The organism is Xanthomarina sp. F1114 (genome assembly GCF_026410255.1).
Taxonomy (GTDB): domain Bacteria; phylum Bacteroidota; class Bacteroidia; order Flavobacteriales; family Flavobacteriaceae; genus Xanthomarina.
In genome coordinates this window covers 1-23,179 of sequence record NZ_JAPMLL010000006.1, presented here as the reverse complement: position 1 = coordinate 23,179, position 23,179 = coordinate 1, and the positions used below count along the sequence as shown (strand labels likewise).

Annotated in this window: 22 protein-coding genes and 1 pseudogene; 18 read left to right on the top strand and 5 right to left on the bottom strand. The window is 33.5% G+C overall.

All coding sequences use genetic code 11. The features are described from left to right. Positions 1 to 231 precede the first annotated feature (231 nt). Both OS188_RS05955 and OS188_RS05950 read left to right on the top strand, forming a co-directional pair. The gene (locus OS188_RS05955; protein WP_267147915.1) at positions 232 to 1,785 is read left to right on the top strand and encodes a tetratricopeptide repeat protein; all 1,554 of its coding nucleotides are present in this window, start codon (positions 232 to 234) and stop codon (positions 1,783 to 1,785) included. A gap of 140 nt (positions 1,786 to 1,925) precedes the next feature. Further along, positions 1,926 to 2,225: an HPF/RaiA family ribosome-associated protein gene (locus OS188_RS05950; protein ID WP_267147914.1), complete on the top strand. Its 300-nt coding sequence runs from the start codon at positions 1,926 to 1,928 to the stop codon at positions 2,223 to 2,225. A gap of 145 nt (positions 2,226 to 2,370) precedes the next feature. Here the strand turns inward: OS188_RS05950 and rlmH are convergent, their stop codons facing one another. Further along, entirely contained in the window at positions 2,371 to 2,844 is a 474-nt protein-coding gene (rlmH, locus tag OS188_RS05945) for a 23S rRNA (pseudouridine(1915)-N(3))-methyltransferase RlmH (protein ID WP_267147913.1), read from the bottom strand. A gap of 184 nt (positions 2,845 to 3,028) precedes the next feature. Here rlmH and nadC point away from each other — a divergent pair, with 184 nt between their 5' ends. The 3 genes from nadC (at position 3,029) to priA (ending at position 7,385) form a co-directional block, all read left to right on the top strand. Then, positions 3,029 to 3,886 (top strand): carboxylating nicotinate-nucleotide diphosphorylase, encoded by an 858-nt coding sequence (gene nadC, locus OS188_RS05940; protein ID WP_267148081.1) that lies wholly within the window; start codon positions 3,029 to 3,031, stop codon positions 3,884 to 3,886. 81 nt (positions 3,887 to 3,967) lie between these two features. Further along, positions 3,968 to 4,909: a YihY/virulence factor BrkB family protein gene (locus OS188_RS05935; protein ID WP_267147912.1), complete on the top strand. Its 942-nt coding sequence runs from the start codon at positions 3,968 to 3,970 to the stop codon at positions 4,907 to 4,909. 25 nt (positions 4,910 to 4,934) lie between these two features. Continuing rightward, entirely contained in the window at positions 4,935 to 7,385 is a 2,451-nt protein-coding gene (gene priA / locus OS188_RS05930; protein WP_267147911.1) for a replication restart helicase PriA, read from the top strand. 9 nt (positions 7,386 to 7,394) lie between these two features. Here the strand turns inward: priA and OS188_RS05925 are convergent, their stop codons facing one another. Further along, positions 7,395 to 8,096, bottom strand: coding sequence for a LytR/AlgR family response regulator transcription factor (locus OS188_RS05925; protein ID WP_267147910.1), 702 nt, complete (start codon positions 8,094 to 8,096; stop codon positions 7,395 to 7,397). A gap of 199 nt (positions 8,097 to 8,295) precedes the next feature. Here OS188_RS05925 and rpsF point away from each other — a divergent pair, with 199 nt between their 5' ends. The 8 genes from rpsF to OS188_RS05885 all read left to right on the top strand — a co-directional run bounded on the left by rpsF (position 8,296) and on the right by OS188_RS05885 (position 16,060). After that, positions 8,296 to 8,634 (top strand): 30S ribosomal protein S6, encoded by a 339-nt coding sequence (gene rpsF / locus OS188_RS05920; protein WP_267147909.1) that lies wholly within the window; start codon positions 8,296 to 8,298, stop codon positions 8,632 to 8,634. Continuing rightward, on the top strand, positions 8,634 to 8,933 hold the full coding sequence (rpsR, locus tag OS188_RS05915) for a 30S ribosomal protein S18 (protein WP_267148080.1): 300 nt from the start codon (positions 8,634 to 8,636) through the stop codon (positions 8,931 to 8,933). The genes rpsF and rpsR overlap by 1 nt, the downstream gene beginning before the upstream one ends. 13 nt (positions 8,934 to 8,946) lie before the next feature. After that, positions 8,947 to 9,408: a 50S ribosomal protein L9 gene (rplI, locus tag OS188_RS05910; RefSeq protein WP_267147908.1), complete on the top strand. Its 462-nt coding sequence runs from the start codon at positions 8,947 to 8,949 to the stop codon at positions 9,406 to 9,408. Positions 9,409 to 9,492: 84 nt separating this feature from the next. Next, the gene (locus tag OS188_RS05905) at positions 9,493 to 10,401 is read left to right on the top strand and encodes a glycerophosphodiester phosphodiesterase family protein (protein ID WP_267147907.1); all 909 of its coding nucleotides are present in this window, start codon (positions 9,493 to 9,495) and stop codon (positions 10,399 to 10,401) included. Positions 10,402 to 10,430: 29 nt separating this feature from the next. Next, positions 10,431 to 10,898 (top strand): DUF6495 family protein, encoded by a 468-nt coding sequence (locus OS188_RS05900; RefSeq protein ID WP_267148079.1) that lies wholly within the window; start codon positions 10,431 to 10,433, stop codon positions 10,896 to 10,898. Positions 10,899 to 11,091: 193 nt separating this feature from the next. Then, positions 11,092 to 12,462, top strand: coding sequence for a histidine--tRNA ligase (gene hisS, locus OS188_RS05895; RefSeq protein WP_267147906.1), 1,371 nt, complete (start codon positions 11,092 to 11,094; stop codon positions 12,460 to 12,462). Between the two features lie 302 nt (positions 12,463 to 12,764). After that, positions 12,765 to 14,222, top strand: coding sequence for a cardiolipin synthase (cls, locus tag OS188_RS05890; protein ID WP_267147905.1), 1,458 nt, complete (start codon positions 12,765 to 12,767; stop codon positions 14,220 to 14,222). Between the two features lie 200 nt (positions 14,223 to 14,422). Beyond that, positions 14,423 to 16,060 (top strand): ABC-F family ATP-binding cassette domain-containing protein, encoded by a 1,638-nt coding sequence (locus OS188_RS05885; protein WP_267147904.1) that lies wholly within the window; start codon positions 14,423 to 14,425, stop codon positions 16,058 to 16,060. A gap of 142 nt (positions 16,061 to 16,202) precedes the next feature. On the opposite strand, the gene OS188_RS05880 is transcribed toward OS188_RS05885, so the two are convergent. Both OS188_RS05880 and OS188_RS05875 read right to left on the bottom strand, forming a co-directional pair. Beyond that, complete coding sequence (locus OS188_RS05880; protein WP_267147903.1) at positions 16,203 to 16,439, bottom strand: hypothetical protein; 237 nt, start codon at positions 16,437 to 16,439, stop codon at positions 16,203 to 16,205. Then, positions 16,426 to 16,887: an SRPBCC family protein gene (locus OS188_RS05875; RefSeq protein ID WP_267147902.1), complete on the bottom strand. Its 462-nt coding sequence runs from the start codon at positions 16,885 to 16,887 to the stop codon at positions 16,426 to 16,428. Before OS188_RS05875 ends, OS188_RS05880 begins: the two co-directional genes overlap by 14 nt. A gap of 283 nt (positions 16,888 to 17,170) precedes the next feature. On the opposite strand from OS188_RS05875, the gene OS188_RS05870 reads away from it, so the two are divergent. The 5 genes and pseudogenes from OS188_RS05870 to OS188_RS05850 form a co-directional block, all read left to right on the top strand. Further along, positions 17,171 to 19,120: a peptidylprolyl isomerase gene (locus tag OS188_RS05870; protein WP_267147901.1), complete on the top strand. Its 1,950-nt coding sequence runs from the start codon at positions 17,171 to 17,173 to the stop codon at positions 19,118 to 19,120. A 3-nt stretch (positions 19,121 to 19,123) separates the two neighbouring features. Beyond that, entirely contained in the window at positions 19,124 to 19,984 is an 861-nt protein-coding gene (locus OS188_RS05865) for a peptidyl-prolyl cis-trans isomerase (protein ID WP_267147900.1), read from the top strand. Then, on the top strand, positions 19,947 to 21,392 hold the full coding sequence (locus OS188_RS05860) for a peptidylprolyl isomerase (RefSeq protein WP_416236509.1): 1,446 nt from the start codon (positions 19,947 to 19,949) through the stop codon (positions 21,390 to 21,392). The genes OS188_RS05865 and OS188_RS05860 overlap by 38 nt, the downstream gene beginning before the upstream one ends. 2 nt (positions 21,393 to 21,394) lie before the next feature. Continuing rightward, positions 21,395 to 22,348, top strand: coding sequence for an AAA family ATPase (locus OS188_RS05855; protein ID WP_267147898.1), 954 nt, complete (start codon positions 21,395 to 21,397; stop codon positions 22,346 to 22,348). A 524-nt stretch (positions 22,349 to 22,872) separates the two neighbouring features. Beyond that, positions 22,873 to 23,001, top strand: a pseudogene (locus OS188_RS05850) (AAA family ATPase); the annotation flags it as partial. On the opposite strand, the gene OS188_RS05845 reads toward OS188_RS05850, so the two are convergent. Beyond that, positions 22,985 to 23,179, bottom strand: a 195-nt coding sequence (locus OS188_RS05845) for a hypothetical protein (protein WP_267147897.1), incomplete at its 5' end; no start/stop codon positions are given. The pseudogene OS188_RS05850 and the gene OS188_RS05845 sit on opposite strands and share 17 nt — an antisense overlap.

Here is a 23,179-nt window from a genome sequence, read left to right as displayed (position 1 = left end):
ATGTGTATGTCATTTTATTTGGCTGCAAAGTTACAGTTAATTTTTCCTAAGAACTTTATTAATTCATATTAATGCTGAATTCCATATTTATTTTTTTTGAAAAGCATTCCTTTTAGCCAACAAGTCACTATATTTTTTTATTTTGCTGCATATTAGGACTTTTATGAAAGTGGATGTTTAGCTATCATAATTTTATGTACCTTTAAATCAATTGATTAAAATTAAATATATATGCTTTTTAAAGTAAAAAATCTTTTTGTTGTTCTACTAATTGCTTCAGTTTTATCATGTAAAAACAAGAATAAAAATACCGATGTAGATACGAGTAAATTAGGAGTTGTAGAATTTCAGGTGACTGGAAACCAATTGGCTCAGGATTATTTTGAGAAAGGATTGTTATTACTCCATAGTTTTGAATACGAAGATGCTAGAGAAGAGTTCTTACTGGCTCAAAAAGCCGATCCAGATATGGCTATGGCTTATTGGGGAGAAGCTATGACTTACAACCACAGTCTTTGGGGACAACAGGATTATAAAGCTGGGATTTCAGCTGTACAGAAAGCAAAAAGCCTTCAGGAAGATCAGGAATACTCAACTATTGAAAATGGATTTTTGCAAGCCATTGATGTTTTATATACTCCAAAAACATCTAAAAAAGACAGAGATAAGTCCTATATGCAATACATGAAACAGCTTCATGAAACGCATCCGGACAATCAGGAAATTGCTGCTTTTTATGCCATATCTCTTTTAGGTTCTGTGCCAGAAGGAAGAGACGATTCTATTTATGGTGAAGGTGCCAAAATAGCCCAACAAGTTTTAGAGAAAAATCCAAAACATCCTGGAGCGCTTCATTATTTAATACATTCTTATGACGATCCGTATCATGCAGAATTGGCTTTCGATGCAGCAAATAGCTATGCCAAAGTAGCACCAGATGCCAGTCATGCCTTGCACATGCCTTCACATATTTATGTGGCTCTTGGAATGTGGGATGAGGTAATAGCATCGAATATAGACTCCTATCAAGCCAGTTTAAATAGAATGCAGAGAAAAGGATTAGACAATAATGCGCGCGGATTTCATGCATTTCACTGGTTGCAATATGGGTATTTGCAGAAAGGAGATTTTGAAAAGGCCAGACAAATGGTTTTAGACATGACGCAATACCTAAAAGAAACACCTAATAATAGGATTAAAAACTATTTGGTGTTTTTAAAAGGCACTTATCTGGTAGAAACCAATCAATGGAACTCAGACATCGCCAATATAGAAGTAGATGTTTCAAATTTAAATCTAACTATTCAATCGCAGTATTATTTTATTGAGGGGTATCGTGCTTATTTAGATGGAGACCTTGAAAAAGTAACACAGACTATGGATACCATGTCTCAAAAAATAGAGAAAGAATCTATATGGGTTTCAAATTTAGATAGTGGTTTTTCTATGTGCGCTACAGTTTCTAGAGATACCCCTACCAAAATGGACCTGATGCAGTCTCAAATAATGCTCATGCAGGTTAAAGCATTAAAAGCCTGGATGGAACAAGATGTTCAGAAAACGGAAGAATTGTTAAAAGAATCAACCATTCAAGAACAAGCTATAAGTTATAGTTACGGACCTCCAGTAATTATTAAGCCAACTAGCGAGTTGTATGCCGAATGGCTTATGGAGCAAAATAGATTTGATGAGGCTATTGAACAATACAACGCTACTTTAGAAAGAGCGACTAAAAGACGATTGGCAGTCGAGGGAATTGAGAAAGCAACCAGGCAAAAAGTGTAAAATTAAGATGAAAACCCAAGTGTATTAAAATACATAAGATGTAGATTGTATATGGGGTAAATTGACATTTATCATGTTAATTGATTTTGATTTTCAGTAATATTGTAATAAATTACAACTTCATTATAAAAACAAACATTATGAACATAATCATTCAATACGTAAATATGGATTCTAGCGAATCTCTATCAGAATTCACAAAAAAACATCTACAAAAAATAGCTAAAAAATACGATTGGATAATTTCCTGCGATGTGTTTTTTAAACAAGATAATGATCCCAAAAAACAAGGTAAAATTTGTAATATGGAATTGAGTTTACCTGGGCCAAGAATTTTTGCAACTTCAACAGAAAAGAATTTTGAAATGGCGGTTAAAGAAACTATAAACGATTTGGATATTCAACTTAAAAAGAGAAAAGAAACGTTTTCTACACATTAATCTTTTCTAAAAAAAAACGATAATAAAAAGCCACAAATTCAACATGTTTTTGAATTCGTGGCTTCTTTTTTTATTTCCCTAATCCCTAATCCCTAATCCCTAATCCCTAATCCCTAATCCCTAATCCCTAATCCCATTTTTCAAACTATTGATGATGATAAGGCTCATTCCGTAAAATAGTAAACCCTCTGTAAAGTTGCTCAATGATAAACAAGCGAATCATTTGATGCGAAAAGGTCATTTTAGATAAAGAGAGTTTCCCTTGGGCTTTATTATAAACTTCCTTAGAAAAACCGTAAGGTCCCCCAATAACAAAAACCAATTGCTTAATGCCGGAATTCATATGTTTTTGTAAGTACTCCGAAAAGCCTACAGAACTTAATTGTTTGCCATTTTCGTCCAATAGAATTAAAACATCTTGTGTTTGAAGTTTGTTTAAAATAAGTTCGCCCTCCTTTTGTTTTTGTTGTTCTTCACTTAAATTCTTGGTCTTTTTTAAATCGGGGATTATTTCAAATTCAAACTTGATATAAAAACCAAGACGCTTTTGATAATCGTCCATTAAGGCTTGAAGTTGTTTGTTGTCTGTTTTGCCTATGGCAAGGAGTTTAATTTGCATAATGTATTAGGTCGTAGATCAGACGAGATTTAGTGTTTATTTCTTAACAACCTCTTGGAGCTTGAGAAGAAAACCTCATAATGAACATAAATTGAATTACAAATTTACATTTTAATTGGAATTTAGAATTTAGAATGCAATTAATTTGTAATTGTATTAGTATTTTTACCTCAAATAGAAAATGATGATTTCAGAAGAACAATTCAATAAAGAAATAGAAATAATTGTAGCCAATGCTATTAGAGAGGATGTAGGAGATGGAGACCATAGTTCGTTGGCTTGTATTCCTGACAATGCCGAAGGCAAAGCAAAACTTTTAGTAAAAGATGAAGGCATTATTGCAGGTGTTGAATTTGCTAAAAGGGTGTTTCATTATATCGATAAGGACTTAAAAATCGAAACGCTTATGGAAGATGGCTCACACGTAAAATATGGAGATATTGTCTTCTATGTATCCGGTTCGTCTCAAGCTATTCTAAAGGCAGAAAGATTAGTATTAAATGCCATGCAACGCATGAGTGCCATTGCTACCAAAACCAAACAGTTTGTAGATTTAGTAGAGGGCACGGGAACGAAGATTTTAGATACTAGAAAAACCACACCTGGAATTCGCGCTTTAGAAAAATGGGCAGTAAAAATTGGTGGCGGAGAGAACCATAGATTTGCTTTATACGACATGATTATGCTGAAGGATAATCACATAGATTTTTCTGGAGGTATTACTAAAGCTTTAAACAAAACGAAAGCCTATTTAAAAGAAACCAATAGGGATTTAAAAATTATAGTAGAGGCAAGGAATTTAGAAGAAATTCAGGAAATCCTGGATAACAAAGGTGTGTATAGAATTTTAATTGATAATTTTAACTACGAAAACACTAGAAAAGCTGTGGCCATAATTGGGGATAGTTGTTTAACAGAGTCTTCAGGTGGTATTAACGAAAAAACCATTAGAAAATACGCAGAATGTGGAGTAGATTATATTTCTTCGGGAGCCTTAACCCATTCGGTTTATAATATGGATCTAAGTCTAAAAGCGGTTTAATTATCAATGCCATACTCATAGTTCAGAGTAGTATTTTCCATGATAGCTTTGAATACTAAACCTAAAACCATGAATTAATACATGACCAAGCCCATAGAAGATAAGTTAAGTAAAATCCCTGTCTTAAATATAATTGTTAAGTTTTTTAAACAGATAAAACTACCAGGTTTAGAAGGTCTTTCTTTTTACGATTTGGTAGAGCTATATGTTATTGGTATTTTAAGAGGTGCATTAACAACTAGAGCTAGTGCTATTGCCTTTAATTTTTTTACGGCCTTATTTCCATTTTTACTTTTTATACTAATTGTTATTCCGGTAATACCTATAGAGGGGTTTAGAGTGGAATTCTTGAATTTTTTAAATTCGTTTTTACCACCTAGTACATCAGAGTTCTTCTTTAAAAACATTTTCGATAATATTGATGGAACTCAACGTGGAGGCCTCTTATCTTCAGTTTTTTTAGTGTCTATGTTTTTAATGGCTAATGGTATAAACGCGGTGTTTGCAGGCTTCGAAAGTTCTTATCACGAACAATTAAGTAGAAATATAGTTAAGCAATATTTGTACGCCTTTGGTGTGGCTTTAATTCTTGCCTTTTTACTAATTCTAACGGTTGTGGTTCTTGGGTATTTTCAAATTTATATACTTGGAAACCTTGAAAATTACGGTATTTTAGGAAAAGAGAATATTCAATTTTGGATTCCCGTGGCTAAATACGTATTCTATGTTATTATGGTGTATTTGGCAACTGCTGTTTTATATTATTTTGGAACAAGGGAAGGAAAAGAGTCAAAGTTCTTTTCTGTGGGTGCCCTTTTTACAACAGTACTAATTATCTTGAGTTCTTATTTATTTGGAGTATATATCAATAACTTTTCCAAGTATAACGACCTTTATGGGTCTATTGGAGCGCTTTTAATTTTGTTGTTTTACCTATGGTTAAATTCAAATATTCTGCTTTTAGGCTACGAATTAAATGCGTCCTTACACCGACTTAAAAAGATTAACAATAACTTAGTTTAATATTCTAAATCTAACACTTATTAAATTGCACTACATAGACGTTATATTGCCAATTCCTATTCCAAAACTCTTTACTTATAGCATTACCGAGGCTGAAGTTGGCTTTTTGAAACCAGGAATGCGTGTGTCTGTGCCGTTTGGAAAATCAAAAATATATACAGCTTTGGTTCATAGTGTTCATACAAATGAACCTTATGCTTATGAAGCTAAAGAAATTCATCAGATTCTAGATGATAAACCTGTTATAACACAAAAACAGCTGGAACATTGGCAATGGATTTCAGAGTATTATATGTGTACTTTGGGTGATGTCATGCGGGCAGCCTTACCTAATGCGTTTATTTTAGAAAGCGAAACTCTCATTACAAGCAATAAGGACGGGGTTTTTGAAGAATCTGATTTAGAAGATGATGAGTTTTTAATTTTTGAAGCCCTCCAGCATCAATCATCGTTAAAGATTCTTGATATTATCAGTATTCTGGATAAAAAAAATGTCCTGCCCGTTATCAAGCGCTTGTTAGATAAAAATGTGATTAGTGTGGATGAAGAGATTTTTGAGAAATACAAACCTAAATTGGTGCGTTATGTAAAACTCCAGTCTCAGTTTTCATCAAATCAAGGGTTGCAGGACCTGTTAGAAGAGCTGAGTAGGGCTCCCAAACAGCGAGAGGTTATAATGACTTTGTTTTCGCTATCGGCACAAACAAAAAAACCGATTAAAGTTTCAGAATTAACAGAAAAGAGTAAGGCCTCTTCTGCTATTATTAAAGCCTTAATAGATAAAGATATTCTTGAAGAGTATTTTATTCAAACAGATAGAATTGAATATTCAGGTGAAGAAAATAATCCAATAAAAAAACTAAGCGAAGCTCAAACAATAGCCTTTCAGGAGATTAAGAATTCATTTGAGACGCATAATATCACCTTATTGCATGGTGTAACCTCTTCGGGAAAAACGGAAATATATGTCAAATTAATAGAAGACATATTAGCTCAAAATAAACAAGTGTTATACCTGCTTCCGGAAATTGCATTAACTACGCAATTGGTTAATAGACTGCAGGATTATTTTGGAGAGAAAGTGGCAGTGTTTCATTCTAAATACTCGTCTCAAGAACGGGTTGAGGTTTGGAATCAGGTGTTAAATAAATCGTCTAAAGCTCAAATTATTTTAGGAGCACGTTCTTCGGTTTTATTGCCATTTCAAGATTTAGGCTTGGTTATTATAGACGAAGAACACGAGTCTTCGTATAAACAATTCGATCCAGCACCGAGATATCACGCCAGAGATGCTGCCATTGTATTAGCGCATTTATTTAAGTGTAAAAGCTTACTGGGTTCTGCAACGCCTAGTGTAGAAAGTTATCATAATACCAGAATTAATAAATATGCGTTGGTAGAATTAACAACAAGATATAATAATGTCTTGATGCCCGATATAGAATTAGTAGATATAAAAGATAAGCAGAAACGCAAACGTATGACGGGTCATTTTAGCGATAGACTTATCGAAGAAATGACTGAAACTCTTAAAGAAGGGCATCAAGTTATTTTATTTCAAAATAGAAGAGGCTTTTCGCCAATTGTAGAATGTAATACCTGTGGGGTTTCTCCTCAATGTCCTAATTGCGATGTTAGTTTAACATACCATCAATATAAAAACCAATTACGTTGTCATTATTGCGGATATCATGCTGTTATGATTAAAGCCTGTGAAGCTTGTGGAAGTTTGGATCTGGATAATAAAGGTTTTGGTACCCAGCAAGTGGAAGATGAGGTTAAAGAACTGTTTCCTAAGTGTAATGTGGCTAGAATGGATTTAGATACGACAAGAGGAAAATACGGGTACGAAAAGGTTATTACAGCCCTGGAACAACAGGAAATAGATATTTTAGTGGGTACACAAATGCTAACCAAAGGTCTTGATTTTAGACATGTTAAGTTGGTTGGGATTATGAATGCAGATAATATGCTTAATTTTCCTGATTTTAGAGCTCATGAACGGAGTTTTCAGCTTATGGTTCAGGTTTCTGGAAGAGCCGGTAGAACAGAAGAAAGAGGAAAGGTTTTAATCCAAACTTATAATCCGTTTCACAGAATTTTACAGCAAGTTACTACAAACTCTTATTTAGAGATGTTTGAGGAGCAAATGGACGAGCGTCGGAATTTTAAATACCCTCCAATTTATAGGTTGATAAAAATAACCTTGAAACATCGTGATTATAATAAGGTAAATATGGCAGCAGATTGGTACGCTAAGTCCTTGCGTTTAGTTTTTAAAACCGATGTTCTTGGTCCGGAGTTTCCACCCGTGGCAAGAATTAGAAATCAATTTATAAAGCACATCATTGTTAAAATTCCACCAAAACAATCTGTTGCAAAAACAAAAGAAACTATCATTAAAATAAATAATAGTTTCTTAGCTGTAAAAGATTTTCGGGCTGTGCGGGTAATTTTAAATGTCGATAGCTATTAAGTTTGTAGTTTAAGAAATATTGTTATTTAAAGCATCCACTAATTGGGTCTTTTTATTTCTGCTTAACGGAATCTCGTAAGCGCCAACTTCAACGTTTTTACTGTTAAATCTGTCAATTTTATCTAAATTAACAATATAAGATTTGTGGATTCTTAAAAACTTCCCTTCAGGTAATTCGGCTTCAAAAGCTTTCATAGTAGATAAAACAACCAAGCTGGTTTCCTCGGTTACTAGTTTTACGTAATCTCCAAGAGCTTCAATCCACTTAATGTCTTTAATATAAACCTTACGTTTTTTTAGATTGCTCTTTACAAAGATGTGCTCTCCTTCAGTTTCGTTAAAGTCTAATTTTAATTTATGTTGTTCTACAGCTTTATCAACAGCTGTATTAAAGCGCTCTCTAGTTATAGGTTTATGCAAATAATCCGTAGCATCGTAGTTAAACGCTTTGAATGCATATTCGGTTTTACCAGTAACAAAAATAATTTGAGGTTTATTATTTAAAACATCTAAAAGCTCAAATCCATTTAATACAGGCATTTCAATATCTAAGAATATTAAATCCACCTTATGGGTGTTAAGGCCATTTTTAGTTTCTAACGCACTATTATATTCCGCTATTAAGTTAAGAGAAGGGTGGTTTTCAATTAACTTAACAATGGAGAGACGTTGAATGGCTGAGTCATCGACTACTACACAGTTTAAAGTCATAACATTAATTTTTTTTCGGTTAAGATATCGACAATAGTACGAAAAATTCGGTTAAAAACCAAAAAACATCGGTAAAACGTAACATTTAACAAAATTTAACATTTGGAAGTCGGGCTATTAAATATGTTGCTTATTAGCTTGTAAGATATAAATAATATTCTTATTTTTGCACTCATTTTAACAATAAAATAAATTTAATATGAATCATTACGAAACTGTTTTCATCTTAAATCCCGTTTTATCTGAGACTCAGATAAAGGAAACAGTACAGAAATACGAAGATTTTCTAGTTTCTCGTGGAGCAAAGATGGTATCAAAAGAAGATTGGGGACTAAAAAAATTAGCTTACCCAATTCAAAAGAAAAAAAGTGGATTTTACCACTTATTCGAGTATCAAGTAGATGGAGAGGTAATTGCTCCATTAGAAGTAGAGTTTAGACGTGACGAGCGTTTTATGCGTCACCTAACTGTTACTTTAGATAAACATGCTATATCTTGGGCTGAGAGAAGAAGAGAAAAACTTAAACAAAAAGCGTAATTATGTCATCTATAGAACAACAAGCAAAAGGAAAAAAAGACGGAGAAATTAGATATTTAACGCCTTTAAATATTGAAACTAACAAGAACAAAAAGTACTGTCGTTTCAAGAAATCTGGAATTAAGTATGTAGATTACAAAGATCCGGACTGGTTATTAGGTTTTGTAAACGAACAAGGTAAAATCTTACCAAGACGTTTAACAGGAACATCTTTAAAATACCAAAGAAAAGTGTCGGTGGCTGTAAAAAGAGCTCGTCATTTAGCATTAATGCCTTATGTGGCAGATTTATTAAAATAAAATACGCATAACAATGGAACTTATATTAAAACAAGACGTTGAAAATTTAGGATTTAAAGACGATGTTGTAACGGTTAAGAACGGTTATGGTAGAAACTTTTTAATTCCACAAAAGCAAGCTGTTTTAGCAACAGTTTCGGCTAAAAAAGTATTAGCAGAAAACTTAAAACAACGTGCATTTAAAGAAAAGAAAATAATTGAAGATGCTACTAAAGTTGCTGAAGCTATTAAAGCATTAGAAATTAAAATACCAGCTAAAGCTACCGAAGGTGCTTCTGCAGGTGATAAATTATTTGGTTCTATTACCAAAGCCGACTTAGTAGAAGCTTTCTCTAAAGCTGGACATGAAGTCGACAAAAAATTCATCAGTATTACAGGTGGAAATATCAAACGTTTAGGTCAGTACGATGCTGTAATTCGTTTACATAGAGAAGTAACTTTCGAAATTCCTTTTGAAGTTATTGCTCAAGCTTAAAATTTGCATTTCTGCATTATAATATAAAACCGTTTAGAGCATTCTAGACGGTTTTTTTAATTTAAAACTCTAAGACCCTAAAAAATGCGTATTACTTTATTATTGACTTTATTGCTTATCATATCTTGTAAAAATAAGCCCAATCCAAAACAAGAACCTACAATAGAATCTACCGTAGAATCTAAAGTAGAGTCTAGAAAATCCTCTGCTTTAATCGAAGCTTTTAAATATAATGAAGCCGACTCTCCTTTTATTAGTGTGCACCGAGGTGGCGTGGCTTTACTCAATTATCCAGAAAATTGCCTGGAAACTATAGCTTACGTACACGATAGTATTCAAGCTGTATTCGAAATAGATATTGCTAAAACAAAAGATAATGTGCTTGTTTTAATGCACGATAATACGTTGGAAAGAACAACAACTGGTACCAATAAATTAACCAATTATACATTTCAGGAGCTTCAGGCTTTTAATTTGGTGGACGATTTCGGCAATGAAACGGCATATAAAATTCCAAAGTTTCTGGATGTTCTGGCTTGGGCAAAGAAAAATCAGGCCATCCTTACTATAGATATTAAAAAAAGTGTAGATGTAGCAGAGGTTGTTGAAGCCATTAGACAGCAAAATGCCGAAGATATCTCCATTATAATTACTTACGATGTGGAGCAACTTAAAAAAGCTTATCAGTTTGCACCAGATTTACTCATGTCCGTTTCAGCTAGAAATCAAGAAGAATTAGATTGGTTGTTAGAAACAGAAATTCCAGTAACTAATATGTTGGCCTTTACGGGAACGCGACTTTCAGATACAAGTCTATACCATAATATTCATAAACTTGGAATAAAAACCATGTTAGGAACCCTGGGGAACTTAGACAAACAAGCCGAAGCCAAAGGAGATTTTCTGTATATTAAATGGCAGAAAATGGGTATTGACGTTTTTGCTACAGATAGACCTTTTCAGGCGGCAACAGCTTTAGGAATCAATAAATAATACTTTAATTGAAAATAGATTTATTACCAATGAAATACGCTAGATTAACAAAAGAACAATTTGAAGAATTACATAAAGAATTTATAAATTTCCTGGCTACTCAAACAATTACTGCCGAAGAATGGGAAAATATTAAAGTCAATAAACCAGAAGTTGCCGAACTGGAATTAGATGTCTTTAGCGACTTGGTTTGGGAAGGTGTGTTAAATAAAGTTGAGTTTATAGAACATATTTCTCCACAGCAAATTCATTTATTTCATTTAAATGAAGAGAATATGCAATTGATTGGCATTAAATTAAAAAATGAAAAAGACCTGACTACCACTGAAGGTTTTAATTGGTTAAGAGAAAACTTGATGGACGACAATGTGGAGTTTGTACAAGCTAAAAAAGACTACTCTCAAGATAAAAATTCGGATAAATTTAAACTAATTGAACAAGGCGGGGTAATTACTAAAGGCGATTTATTTACTTATTTCGATAAGTTGATAAATTAAAATCCCTGGGTAAGTAGCATGCTCATTAACTCAAGCAACGGATTTTTCTTTTAGAAAAATCCAACAGACATTTTTTTATTCTTTATTTTTGTTACTCCTCCTCATAGCGCTACAAATGTGCTTGTATGATGCGGACTTTATAAAGAACATATAATAATTATTAAATAAATTTCCACTTCCGTGGGAAGAAATTATGGCACAAAAACCAAGCATTCCAAAAGGAACTAGAGATTTTACACCAGAACAGGTTGCAAAACGAAACTATATTTTCAATACCATTCAGACCCAATTTGAATTGTATGGGTTTCAACCTATAGAAACACCAAGTTTTGAAAACTCAGACACGTTAATGGGGAAGTATGGCGAGGAAGGAGATAGACTTATTTTTAAGATTTTGAATTCTGGAGATTATTTGAATAAAGTGGATGATAAACTCTATCAGACAAAAAATTCGAATGCTATAACTTCAAAAATCTCGGAAAAAGCACTTCGTTACGACCTCACTGTACCTTTTGCTCGGTATGTTGTACAACATCAAAATGAGATTGAGTTTCCGTTTAAACGCTATCAAATGCAACCAGTTTGGAGAGCAGACAGACCTCAGAAAGGACGTTTTAGAGAGTTTTATCAATGCGATGCCGATGTGGTTGGTTCTACTTCTTTATGGCAAGAAGTGGAGTTCGTTCAACTTTACGACGCTGTTTTTAAAGCCTTAAAATTAGAAGGGGTTACCATAAAAATAAATAACCGTAAAATACTTTCTGGAATTGCAGAAGTTATTGGAGCTAGCGATAAATTAATCGATTTTACAGTAGCTTTAGATAAACTTGATAAAATAGGAGAGCAGAAAGTAAAAGAAGAAATGCTTGAAAAAGGAATTTCTCAGGAAGGAATAGATAAACTGAAACCTTTGTTTACGCTTTCAGGAGACTTCAATTCTCAAGTAGAACAATTAAAAGGTATTTTAAATAGCTCAGAAGAAGGGAAAAAGGGAATTGAAGAATTAGAATTTATAGATAAAGCCATTTCAGAACTTGGCCTTCAAACCGTTAATTTACAATTGGATGTAACTCTTGCTAGAGGATTAAATTATTATACAGGCGCTATTTACGAGGTGTCTGCTCCAGAAAATGTGCAAATGGGTTCCATTGGCGGTGGTGGACGTTACGATGATCTTACAGGAATTTTTGGAATGAAAAACGTGAGTGGCGTTGGAATAAGCTTCGGATTGGATAGAATCTATTTAGTGCTGGAAGAACTTAATTTATTCCCGGAAGCTGTTGCTAAAAATATCGATTTACTCTTTATTAATTTTGGAGAAACTGAAGCCTTATTTTGTTTAAAAGCAATCAAACAACTGCGATTAAATAATATCAATTCAGAATTATATCCGGATGCTGCTAAAATGAAAAAGCAAATGAATCACGCTAACAAACGCAACATCCCTTTTGTGGTATTAGTGGGCGGCGAGGAAATGAAATCCGATAGTTACACCCTAAAAAACATGGTGTCTGGAGAACAGGAAAAAGTGTCTTTACAAGACGTAATTGCAAAGTTTAAGTAAAGATTTATTTCATTTTATTACCTTAACCACTCCTACAAGAATACAGATTGTATATTCCTGTAGAAGTGGTTTTTTATTTTAGAAACTTTGTTAGAGCTGTGCGAAACAACAGTGCAAGCTGGAAATTTAATAATAGGATTATAAACTTTAAATAATTACCTTTAAAACAACTATATAATAAACATCCATCATTCAAGAGATTATTAAAAACCTACTCATACGTTCTTGGTTTTTGTTTCAACTTTTATCATCTGGATCTACAACTTATAGCAGACTAATAACATAGATTTTATACCCAACACATGGATTACCTTTTAATTTTAGAAATACTTTACGTTATTATCTTATTGCTGGTTAGTTACCGTGTTATTTTCGATACTCAGAATACAGCAAAAGCCTTAGCGTATTTGTTGCTGGTTGTCTTTGTGCCTATAATTGGGATTATTATATATTTTTCTTTTGGAGTAAATTATCGCATTCGGAAAATGTATGATAAAAAACTAATGCTAAACGAGAGTTTTCAAGATGATCTTGAAAAAAGACTTATTTCATATTCCAAAGGAGTCCTAAAAGGTGGAGATGAAAGCGTGCAAGACAATAAAAAATTGGTAAACCTAATTTTAAAGGAAAACCTAAGTCCCTTAACCGATAATAATAAAGTAAAACTTCTTATTAATGGAGAAGAGAAGTTTCCAGAAGTATTAAAGTGTATAGCTCAGGCAAAACAACACATTCATATTGAATACTATATTTTTGAAGATGATAATATAGGAAAGCAACTCATCGAACTTCTTATTCAAAAAAAAGCAGAAGGGATCGAAGTTAGATTTATTTATGATGATTTTGGAAGTCGTTCCATTAGAAAAAAGCAAGTAAAAAGATTAAGAGAGGCCGGAGTTAAAGTATTTCCATTTTATAAAATTAAATTGATAGCTTTTGCTAATAGGATTAACTACCGAAACCACAGAAAAATTATTGTTATAGATGGTCATACATCTTTTGTTGGAGGTATTAATGTAAGCGATAGATATATCAATACAGAACCTAATAAAAATAAAACCTATTGGAGAGATACACATCTAAAAATTGAAGGTCCAGCAACCTGGTATTTACAATACCTGTTTTTATGCGACTGGAATTTTTGTGCTAAAGACGAAATGTCTATCAATGATATTTTATTTCCTATTAGAGAATCTTTTCATTCTTCAGAAGATAAAAATGTTCAAATTACAGCTAGTGGCCCAGATTCAGACGTACCAACCATTAAATTTGCACTCCTTCAAGCAATTAATTTGGCAGAGAAAGAAGTTCTTATTACAACCCCATATTTTATACCTAGTGGCAGTATAATGGATGCTCTGCTTATTGCGGCAAAAAGCGGTGTAAAGGTAAAACTGCTTGTTCCAGATCAGTCAGATTCTAAAATAGTTAACGCTGCTGCTTGCTCTTATTATAGCGATTTATTAATATCTAGCGCAGAAATATACCGGTATCAAAAAGGTTTTGTTCATGCCAAAACTATGGTTGTAGATAATGAAATTGCCATTATTGGAACCGCAAATATGGATGTAAGAAGCTTCGACTTAAACTTTGAGGTAAATGCAATTGTTTACGACGAAGAAATAGCAGATCAATTAAGAACAGCTTTCTACAAGGATTTAGAAGATTGTGTAAAAATCAACCTGGACGAATGGAAAAACAGACCAACACATTTAAGGTTTTTAGATAAATTAGCAAGACTCTTTTCTCCAATGCTATAAAGTTCAATACGCAAAATTTAGAGTTTAAATTTCAACGCAACACGGAGATTGAGACGGCAACTGCAACTGTCAACTAATTTAATTTCTATCTCCTTCAGAACAATCTTTCATTTTTAATTTTTCATTCTTAATTTTTAATTTTTCATTCTTAATTATATATAATTTCTTTTCCATAATTTCGCAGCCTTAAAAAACAGTCAATGATTTCAATAGATGCGTTAGCAGTAGAGTTTAGTGGTCACACCTTATTTAAAGATGTTTCATTTGTAATAAACGAAAATGATAAAATTGCTTTAATGGGAAAAAATGGTGCCGGAAAATCTACCATGATGAAAATTATTGCCGGAGAGCAAAAAGGATCTCGTGGCCATGTTAGATGTCCTAAAGATGCTGTTATTGCCTATTTGCCACAGCACCTTCTAACGGAAGATAATTGTACTGTTTTTGAAGAAGCATCCAAAGCTTTTAAGCATGTTTTTGAAATGCAGGAAGAAATGGACCAGCTTAATAAAGCTTTAGAAACCCGTACAGATTATGAATCTGACGAGTATATGTCCATCATTGAAAAAGTATCAGAAGTAGGAGAGAAGTTTTATGCTCTTGAAGATTTAAATTACGATGCCGAAGTAGAAAAAGCCCTGAGAGGCCTCGGATTTAAACGTGAGGACTTACACCGTCTAACTAGCGAGTTTAGTGGTGGCTGGCGTATGAGAATTGAATTGGCTAAAATATTACTTCAAAAACCCGACTTAATTCTGTTAGATGAGCCAACCAACCATATAGACATAGAGTCGGTTATTTGGTTAGAAGACTTTTTAGTAAATAAAGCAAAAGCTGTTGTAGTTATTTCTCACGATAGAGCCTTTATCGATAATATTACCAATAGAACTATTGAGGTAACTATGGGACGTATCTACGATTATAAAGCTAATTATTCGCATTATTTACAATTGCGCGAAGAACGTCGTGCCAATCAAATTAAAGCCTATCAAGAACAACAAAAATTTATTGCAGATAATAAGTTGTTTATAGAACGTTTTAAAGGCACCTATTCTAAAACAAATCAAGTAACTTCTAGAGAGCGTATGCTTGAAAAATTAGAAATTATTGAAATAGACGATATAGATACATCTTCTTTAAAATTGAGGTTTCCGCCATCTCAGCGTTCTGGAGATTATCCAGTAACAGTTAAAGACTTGTCAAAATCTTATGGAGAGCATGTGGTTTTTAAAAACGCAAATATGTCTATCTCTAGAGGAGAAAAAGTGTCTTTTGTTGGAAGGAATGGAGAAGGAAAGTCCACTATGATTAAAGCCATTATGGGAGAAATTGATTTTGAAGGAAAATGCAGTTTAGGCCATAATGTAAAAGTGGGGTATTTTGCCCAAAATCAGGCATCTTTATTAGATATAGATCTAACCGTTTTTCAAACTGTAGACGAGGTAGCAGAAGGAGATATAAGAACCCAGATTAAAAATATTCTAGGTCGTTTTATGTTTGGAGGAGACGATATAGATAAAAAAGTAAGCGTCCTATCTGGTGGAGAAAAAACCAGATTAGCAATGGTAAAATTACTTTTAGAGCCTGTTAATTTGCTTATTTTAGATGAGCCTACAAACCACTTGGATTTAAAATCTAAAGACGTTTTAAAGGAAGCTCTGTTGGCTTTCGATGGCACTTTAATCTTAGTCTCTCACGATAGAGACTTTCTACAAGGCCTATCTCAAAAAGTATTCGAATTTAAAGACCAACGTGTTATTGAACATTTTGAAACTATCGATGCCTTCTTAGAAAGAAATAGAATAGAAAGCCTGAAACAAATAGATCTAAAAAATTAAACAAAAAAATAGAGAAACTTTTAACCACTCTTCATCCCAAATCCCTAACACCTAATCCCTAACACCTAACACCTAACACCTAATCCCTAATCCCTAACACCTAATACCTAATCCCTAACACCTAATCCCTACCCTCTAATCTCTACCCTCCATAAACCTCGCCCCGATGTGGCTTTAAAGCATCTCGCACGGGTTTCATATGGTTTTCATAGACGACCATATAGGCTATGGCATGCATCTCGTTTAGAATTTCGAATCCAGTGATATTCAATTCTAGGTTTTTTATAGCGATATATTCTTTTAAATGAATTTCGTGGTGCTCGGCTGTTTTAGCGCCATCCGGACCTCTAAAGTCCCATATTAACTTAAGCTTTCTCATGTATTACAGATGTTCCTTTTTCAGCAAAATTCTTGAAATCTTGCATATATTGTTTCGTTTGCTTTTTAAATGTTCCCGGCATTAATAAAGTCATCATTCTCAGCATAAAATTCATAGCTAAGAATTCGCTCTTAGCGGTCCACTTGGTAAAACCGTTCGGCGTTTCTTCAAAATAATTCTCTTGAATATTTTGCATGCCTTTCGTATCGTACATAACATGTAATTCGCTAAGGTTTTCTTTATGTATAACGGTTTCTATAAGTTCCATGTCTCGTTTTCCTAGTTTGTAAACCAATTTCATTTTAGAACCTATATCTCCAGGATACCCCGAAATAAGATCGTAGCTAATTAATCCACGTTGCCAATGTTTTAGGTTTTCGGGATTATGTAATTTCTTTATAAAATCACTTAAAGGGATACGAATTAATATTTCTGTAGTGTATTTCATTTGTTTCTACACGTATAGTTTATTGAAAACAAAGAAACTAATCTGGACTATATGGCTGTTTTATAGCGCAAATATTAGTTTTAAATGCCATGAATTTATGTTATTTAAACCTTAAAGACTCCGTTTTAATTTAAAAAGTTCCTAAATATAATTACAAAATAGATTTTAAGTACTAAAAAGGCTTCTTTTTTTAAATACTAAAAAACTTTCTAAACCGTTTGTTAATGCAACTTGCATTATAGCTTAATATTACTACTTTTGCACCTGTATAAAAAAAATAAATATGATTAAATATTTTTTAAGCCTTGTTTTTTTCTTGTGTTTTTTCATTAATTACGCTCAAGATTCTAAAAGTTCTGTTCTTTTTTCTGTTGAAGACGATCCGGTTTATGCATCAGAATTTATAAGGGTTTTTAATAAGAATATCGATTTAGTTAAAGACGAATCGCAAAAAGATGTAGACGAATATTTAAAACTGTTTATTAACTACAAGTTAAAATTAAAGGAAGCTTATAGTCTGGGGCTGGACCAAAAGCCTTCGTATATTAAAGAGTTGTCAAGCTATAAATCTCAATTGGCAAAAAACTATATGAGCGACTCTAAAGTTACAGAAGAGCTTGTTAGTGAGGCTTACAATAGAATGATTAATGAAATTGAAGCCCAACATATATTAATTCGTTTAGACGAAAATCCAACGCCAGCAGACACTTTAAACGCCTACAATAGGTTGTTGAAGTTAAGAGATAGATTGCAGACCGAAGGTTTTGAAGCAGTACAAAGTGAAGTACATAATGGAAAAACTGTTTTTGCTGAAGATTTAGGATATTTTTCAGCCTTTAAAATGGTTTACAATTTTGAAACAGCAGCTTATAACACGCCAATAGGTGAGGTGTCTATGCCATTTAAAACCCGTTTTGGCTACCATATTGTAATGGTTACAGATAAAAGAGCTTCTCGAGGAGAGCGCACCGTGGCTCATATTATGATTAATAATCAAAATAAAGAGACTATTAAAGAAGACCCAGAAACCAGAATCAACGAAATATACTTAAAACTTCAGCAAGGGGAAGACTTTGAATCTTTGGCGAAACAATTTTCCGAAGATCAGAGTACAGCTGGTAAAGGCGGATTATTATCTCCCTTTTCTGGAGGACAATTAAGTTCCGTGGAATTTGAAAATCAAGCGTTTAGTTTGGAAAAGGTAGGCGATATATCTAAACCTTTCAAATCTCAATACGGGTGGCATATTATAAAGTTGTATAATAAAAAACCAGTAGAATCTTTTAATAATCTAAAACCAGAGTTAGAAGAGAAAGTACAAAGAGATTCTCGCTCAAAATTAATTAACGAGTCTGTTGTAAACAGTTTAAAGACTCAGTACCAAATCACTGAGAAACAACCTGATTTAAGTTATTTTGTGTCTATTTTAGACAGCACTTATTTTACGGGAGTTTGGATGGTACCAGAAGATTTTAATGGCGAAAAAACCTTAATAAAAATTCAGGACAAACCTATAAGCTACGAAGAGTTTGGTATGTTTTTAGTAAAAAATCAACGTCGTCAATTATCTAAAATGCCATTAGAAACTTTGGCTTCTAGTAGTTACAACACCTTTTTAGAACAAAAATTGTTGCAATATAAAGAAGAGCATTTGGAGTTTGAAAATCAGGATTATGCAAATATAGTGGGGGAGTATAGAGATGGATTACTATTGTTTGATCTCATGGAAAGCGAAATTTGGAATGCAGCTAAAAACGATTCTATTGGCTTGGATACCTATTATATTAACAATAAAGAGTCTTATTACTGGAATGAAAGGGTAGATGCAGTAGTGGCATCATCAGCCAAAAAATCAGTAATAAAAAAGGTTCAAAAATTAATGAACAAAAATGAAACCCCAGAACAAATAAAAGAGACCCTTAATTCAGAAAATGAAATAGTGGTTATTTTTACATCTGGAATAATGGACAAGCAACATCAGTCCTTACCTACAGACTTTCAGTTTAAAACCGGAGTTTCAAATATTTATAAATTCAACGACGCTTTTATTGTGGCAGATGTAAAAGAAGTCGTGCCAAAAACTATAAAAACGTTCGACGAAGCTAAAGGTGCGGTTATAAGCGATTTTCAGAATTATAAAGAAGCCAATTGGATCTTAAGTTTAGAAAACAAATATAAAGTAACCATCAATCCAGAGGTTCTGGAACAAGTAAAAGAAGAATTAAATAAGTAATCTTTGAAATTTAAAACCAATATACTATTTCTCTGCGCTTTTGTTTGGCTTTTTGTGTCTTGCGATTTCTTTAAAGAAACAGACGACAGAAAAGTGATAGCAAGAGTGAATGATATTAACTTATACGAAGAAGATATTAGAGACCTTATTAAAGAAGGCATGTCTCCACAAGATAGCGCCATGATTGTAAGTAATTTTATTAACCGTTGGGCTACCCAGCAATTATTATTAAGTGGCGCAAAAACCAATTTAACAGAAGCCAAACAGAAGTCTTTTGATAAGTTGGCTAAAGAATATAAAAACGATCTGTATTCCAAAGCTTATTTAGAAGCCTTGGTAGTTCAAAATATCGATACGGTAATAGCAATAGAAGAAATAGAAGCCTATTATAATGAGAATAAAGAGGTTTTTAAATTAAATGAAGATTTAATTAAACTCAGATATATTAATATAGACGAAAACCGTTTAGACCTGAAAGATCTGGAAACTAAATTTAAACGCTTTAATGAAGAAGATAAAAAGGAACTGGACTCCATCTCAATCCAGTTTAAATCCTTTTCATTAAAAGACTCCGTTTGGGTAAAAGTAGATCAGGTAGTCAATAAAATTCCTCCTATTACAAGTGAAAATAGAAACGAATTGTTAAAAAAATCTAATTTTATACAACTCAAAGATTCATTAGGATTATATTTGGTGCATATTAGCGATGTATTACTTAGAAATAGTACGGCTCCCATGGAATATGTTAAGCCAACTATTGACAAAATTGTTATAAATAAAAGAAAATTAGAACTCGTAAGAGAATTAGAAAAAGACATTAAAACAGATGCCATTAAACATAAAAAATTTGAAATCTATAACTAAATTAAACCAGTACATACTTATTTGCCTTACTATTTTAGTAACGCAAGGTGTTTCAGCACAAATTATTATCGAAGATGAAGTTGCTGAAGTAAAAACCGATACGATTGATCGATCTAATTCTAGAAAAATTGATGGTGTTGCTGCTGTGGTAGGAGATTATATCATCTTAGATTCAGATATAGATAATACCATTCTACAATTAAAAGCACAGGGAGCATCTATGGAAGGTGTAACTAGATGTCAGTTGTTTGGTAAACTGTTGGAAGATAAATTATACGCGCATCACGCCATTCAGGATAGTGTGGTGGTATCAGATGCAGAGATTCGTTCCTCCGTAGATTACCAATTGCAACAATTTTTAGCGCAATCGGGTAAAACTATGGAAGAGCTTATTGCTTTCTATAAAAAGGAAGATGAAAAGAGCTTTAGAGAAGAAATGTTCCAAATAAATAAGAGCAATAAGTTAGCAAGCGAAATGCAAAAGAAAATTATTGAAGACATTGAAGTAACTCCAGAAGAAGTTAGACAGTTCTTTAATAAAATACCTGAAGACGAAAGACCAACCTTTGGAACCGAATTAAAAGTATCTCAAATAGTAGTTGAACCTGAAGTTTCTGAAGAAAATAAACAGAAAGTTATTGATCGTTTAAACCAATTTAGAACAGATGTTATAGACAATGGCGCCAGTTTTCGTTCTAAAGTCGTATTGTATACAGACGATAAAGCTTCCATTTCCTCAGGTGGTTTATATACTCTAAACAGAAAAAAACCGATGATGGTTAAAGAGTTTAGAGAAGTAGCCTTTACATTACAGGAAGGTGAAATATCGGAACCCTTTGCAACAGATTATGGCTATCATATTATCTATTTAGAAAAAATTAGAGGTCAGGAATACGATGTGCGTCACATTCTATTAATCCCAGAAGTATCTCAATCGGCCATTACAGCAGCTAAAGAAAAAATTGAAAACATAAGGGAACGAATTGTTGCTGGAGATATTTCTTTTGAAGACGCAGCTAGAGAATCTAGTGATGAGAAAGAAACCAGTAGTGAAGGTGGTTACTTAATTAATCCAGAAACTCAGGACTATAATTTTGAACTTACTAAAATAGATCCAGAATTATACGGGCAAATCCAAGATTTAAAAGAAGACGAGATTAGTTTGGTTATCACAGAAAGAGACAGGACTGGAAGCGTTAAATTTAAAATAATGAAAGTAAGCGATCGTGTGGATGAGCATGTTGCAGATTTCTCAAGAGATTACCTTAAAATTAAAGACTTAGCTTTAATAGAAAAGAGATTTGAAGCTATTGAAAAATGGCAAGACAAGAAAATCTTAGAAACATATATTAAAGTTAATGGAGAACACAGAGATTGCGAATTTTCTAGTAACTGGTTAAAAAATTAAACATGTCCGACGTAGCTAAAGTAGAAGCATTAGTTAAAAATTATCACGCCTTAAAATCAGAGATTGCTAAAATTATTGTTGGTCAGGATCAAGTGGTCAGCGAGATACTAATTTCTATTTTTTCAGGAGGTCATGCGCTGCTTATTGGTGTGCCTGGATTGGCAAAAACCTTAATGGTTAATACCATTGCTCAAACTTTAGGACTTGATTTCAAACGTATTCAATTTACACCAGACTTAATGCCAAGCGATATTCTGGGTAGTGAAATCCTGGACGAAAACAGACATTTTAAATTTATAAAAGGTCCTATTTTTGCGAATATTATCTTGGCAGACGAGATAAATAGAACCCCACCAAAAACTCAGGCAGCCCTTTTAGAGGCTATGCAGGAGCGTTCTGTTACTGTGGCAGGACATAATTATAAATTGAGCTTACCATATTTTGTTTTGGCAACTCAAAACCCCATTGAGCAGGAAGGAACTTATCCCTTGCCAGAAGCCCAATTAGACCGTTTTATGTTTGCCATCAATTTAGATTATCCAACCTTTGAAGAAGAAGTACAGGTGGTAAAATCTACCACTACAGATGTACAATCTACAGTAAATCCCATATTTTCAGCTCAGGAAATTATAGATATCCAACAAGTTATCCGTAGAATTCCTGTGGCAGATAATGTTATTGAATATGCGGTAAGAATGGTGGCTAAAACAAGACCAAATGGAGATTCTGCTCCAGAACTGGTTAAAAATTATATAGATTGGGGCGCCGGACCAAGAGCATCTCAAAACTTAATCTTGGCAGCAAAAACACACGCCGCTATACATGGAAAATTCTCTCCAGACATAGAAAATGTACAGGCTGTGGCTCAAAGTATCTTAAGACATAGAATTATAAAAAATTATAAAGCCGAAGCCGAAGGAATTTCAGAAGAGCAGATCATTAAAAGCCTGTTCTAATACCTTCCATTTTTTATATGTTTCACACCAAAATGGGCTCCTCCCTTCAGATGAAGGGAGGTGGCTAGCCTGACATAAGGAAGGCTAGACGGAGGGTTTGAATTGTCAAGCAACCAAGCAAAAAAAAACACCCTCCTTAGAATTAAAAGAATAAAGAGCTCATCTGTCATGCTGAGCCTAGTCAAAACATCTCCAAAATCAGCTCCTCCCTTCAGATGAAGGGAGGTGGCTCATCCGACTTCAGGAGGATGGGACGGAGGGTTTGAAGTCACGAAAACTCTCTCCCGGAGAATTATCGGGACAATATAGGGAGGTGGCTAGCCTGACATAAGGAAGGCTAGACGGAGGGTTTGAGTTATCAAGCATCCAAGCATAAAAAGCACCCCTTAGAATTAAAAGAATAAAGATCACATCTGTCATGCTGAGCATAGTCAAAGCATCTCCAAAATCGGCTCCTCCCTTCAGATGAAGGGAGGTGGCTCATCTGACTTCAGGAGGATGAGACGGAGGGTTTGAAGTCACGAAAATTCTCTCCATTCATAGAAAATGTGCAGGCTGTGGCTCAAAGCATCTTAAGACAAAGAAATATAAAAAACTATAAACCCGAAACCGAAGGAATATCAGAAGAGCAGATCATTAAAAGCCTGTTCTAATACCTTCCATTTTTTTTATATATTTCACTCCAAAATCGGCTCCTCCCTTCAGATGAAGGGAGGTGGCTAGCCTGACATAAGGAAGGCTAGACGGAGGGTTTGAGTTGTCAAGCAACCAAGCAAAAAAAAACACCCTCCTTAGAATTAAAAGAATAAAGAGCTCATCTGTCATGCTGAG